This is a genomic window from uncultured Methylobacterium sp. (assembly GCF_964244095.1).
Taxonomy (GTDB): Bacteria; Pseudomonadota; Alphaproteobacteria; order Rhizobiales; family Beijerinckiaceae; genus Methylobacterium.
In genome coordinates this window covers 29,099-31,835 of the sequence record NZ_CAXTHR010000037.1, presented here as the reverse complement: position 1 = coordinate 31,835, position 2,737 = coordinate 29,099, and the positions used below count along the sequence as shown (strand labels likewise).

2 protein-coding genes and 1 pseudogene (1 of these 3 only partly in view) are annotated in these 2,737 nt (G+C 68.3%); all 3 read left to right on the top strand.

The window, feature by feature from the left end; all coding sequences use genetic code 11:
- The coding region (locus ACFE86_RS08445; protein ID WP_375454884.1) for a PHA/PHB synthase family protein at positions 1–1,012 on the top strand (1,012 nt) is incomplete at its 5' end.
- Positions 1,013–1,146: 134 nt separating this feature from the next.
- Positions 1,147–2,031, top strand: coding sequence for a fumarylacetoacetate hydrolase family protein (locus ACFE86_RS08440; protein WP_375454883.1), 885 nt, complete (start codon positions 1,147–1,149; stop codon positions 2,029–2,031).
- Positions 2,032–2,573: 542 nt separating this feature from the next.
- Positions 2,574–2,737 (top strand): annotated as a pseudogene (locus ACFE86_RS08435) (methyl-accepting chemotaxis protein); it runs 939 nt beyond the window's last position.

The following is a 2,737-nucleotide window of genomic DNA, read 5'->3' as shown; positions in this document are numbered from 1 at the left end:
GATCAACAAGTTCTACATCCTCGATCTCAACCCGGCCAAGAGCTTCATCAAGTGGATGGTCGATCAGGGTCTGACCGTGTTCTGCATCTCCTGGGTCAACCCGGACGAGCGGCACGCGGACAAGGACTTCGAGTCCTACATGCGCGAGGGCATCGAGGCGGCGATCGACGCGATCGGGGTGGCGACCGGCGAGAACGCCGTGACCGCGGCGGGCTACTGCGTCGGCGGGACCCTGCTCGCGGTGACGCTGGCGATGCAGGCGGCCACCGGCAACCGGCGCATCAAGAGCGCGACGCTGCTCACGGCGCAGGTCGATTTCACCCACGCGGGCGACCTCAAGATCTTCGCCGACGAGGAGCAGATCCAGCAGGTCGAGGCGCGCATGTCCGAGCGCGGCTACCTGGAGGGCACGCGCATGGCCAGCGCCTTCAACATGCTGCGGCCCGACGACCTGATCTGGCCCTACGTCGTGAACAACTACGTGAAGGGTAAGGCGCCCTCGGCCTTCGACCTGCTGTACTGGAACTCGGACGCCACCCGGATGCCGGCGGCCAACCACGCGTTCTACCTGCGCAACTGCTACCTCGAGAACGCGCTGGCCCAGGGCAGGATGGTGCTCGGCAACGTGCGCCTCGACCTGAAGAAGGTGCGCGTGCCGATCTTCAACCTCGCCACCCGCGAGGATCACATCGCGCCCGCCCTGTCGGTGTTCGAGGGATCGAACAAGTTCGGCGGCCCCGTCGATTACGTGCTCGCGGGCTCGGGCCACATCGCGGGGGTGGTCAACCATCCCGCCAAGCCGAAATACGGCTACTGGACCGGCGGCCCGGCCGAGGGCCGGCTGGAGGACTGGATCGCCGCCGCGACCGAGACCAAGGGCTCGTGGTGGCCCTACTGGTTCCAGTGGATCGAGCGCCAGGCGCCGGAGCGCGTGCCGGCCCGCCCGCCGGGCGGGGACGCGCTGGCGTCGCTCGGGCCGGCGCCGGGCACCTACGTGCGGATGAAGGCGTGATCTGAGCGGGCTGACGCATCACTCTATTCTCGCGACCCGTATGACGCTTCGCGAAATGATGCTCAGGCCCGTCCGGCTTGACCAAACCGGCCCTTCGACCACCTTCCGGTCGGCCACGCCACGGGGAGACCGCCATGAAACTGATCCGTCACGGCTCGATCGGCGACGAGAAGCCCGGCCTCGTCGATGCGCGGGGCGGATACCGCGATCTCTCGGCGGTGGTGCGGGACATCGCCGGCCCGGCGCTCTCGCCGGACTCGCTCGCCCGCCTCCGGATGATCGACCCCGAGAGCCTGCCGCTGCTGCCGCCGGGGACCCGGCTCGGCCCCTGCGTCGGCGGCACGCGCAACGTGGTGGCGATCGGCCTGAACTACGCCGACCACGCCGCCGAGACCGGCGCGCCGATCCCGGCCGAGCCGATCATCTTCAACAAGGCGCCCTCCTCCTTGTGCGGTCCGAACGACACGGTGATCATCCCCAAGGGCTCGGCCAAGACCGACTGGGAGGTGGAACTCGCCGTGGTGATCGGCCGCCCGGCGAGCTACGTCCACGCCAACGAGGCGCTGAGCTACGTCGCCGGCGCCTGCATCTGCAACGACGTCTCCGAGCGCGAATGGCAGATGGACCGCGGGCCGACCTGGACCAAGGGCAAGAGCGCCCCGACCTTCGGCCCACTCGGCCCCTGGCTCGTCACCCTCGACGAGATCCCGGATCTCAAGGCTCTCGGGATGAGCCTCGACGTGAACGGCGAGCGCCGTCAGACCGGCTCCACCGCGACGATGATCTTCGACGTGGCGCAGCTCGTGGCCTACACCTCGCACTTCATGCTGCTGGAGCCCGGCGACGTGATCACCACCGGCACGCCCCCCGGCGTCGGGCTCGGCATGACGCCGCCCCGCTACCTCAAGGCCGGCGACACCATGGTTCTGCGCATCGATCACCTCGGCGAGCAGCGTCAGGACGTCACCGCCTTCGACGACTGGACCGCGAAGGTCTCCGCGGGCGAGCCGACCAACTGAGGTCCTGTTTGACGTGATCCGACTTTGCGGCGTCGGCGAGACGACTCGCGCGACGCACGCAGGTCCCATCCTCGCCCTCATCCTGAGGTGCCGCGACAGCGGCTTTGACGGAGCGCTCCAAGTCCCGCGCGATCCCTGGAGCCCTCCTTCGAGGCGGTCGCTGCGCGACCGCACCTCGGGATGAGGGCGGTGGGTGGGATCTCCAGTCAAACAGGCTCCGAACGGCGCGCATGCTGCGGCGGGCCCCGCGAGGCGGCACCAGCAGGTCGGCTCAGTTCTACACCGTCCTAGCGAGCGCCGCGGATCGATCCTGAAGGGGCGTCATGCCCACCCGAGGCTCGCTTCCGGGTCACTCCGCTCCGCTCGGGATGACGGCGGGGTGGACAGGCGCTCCGGCAGAGCCGCGCCGACCCGATCCTCCGGAAGACGCATCGAACCTCGCTGAGGCTATAGACCGACAGGATCGGCCGATGGGAGCGGAGTTAAGACAATTTAAACCGGCTGAAGAGATGTTGGACCTTCTTTGGACGGGTTGACGAGATATGCACGCTGCAGTTTTGTCGTCACACGACGCCCAGCCGAAAGCAGACCAAGCGCCGACGACGCTTCACGCCATATCCGCCCTCACCCGGGAGGTCGCGGGGATCGCCCGGGACAAGACGGGACAGATCCAGCGGATCACGGGCCAGACCCGGATCCTGGCGCT

Coding starts and splice junctions, on each gene's coding strand:
- ACFE86_RS08440 (WP_375454883.1), top strand. CDS start 1,147: ATGAAACTGATCCGTCACGGCTCGATCGGCGACGAGAAGCCCGGCCTC.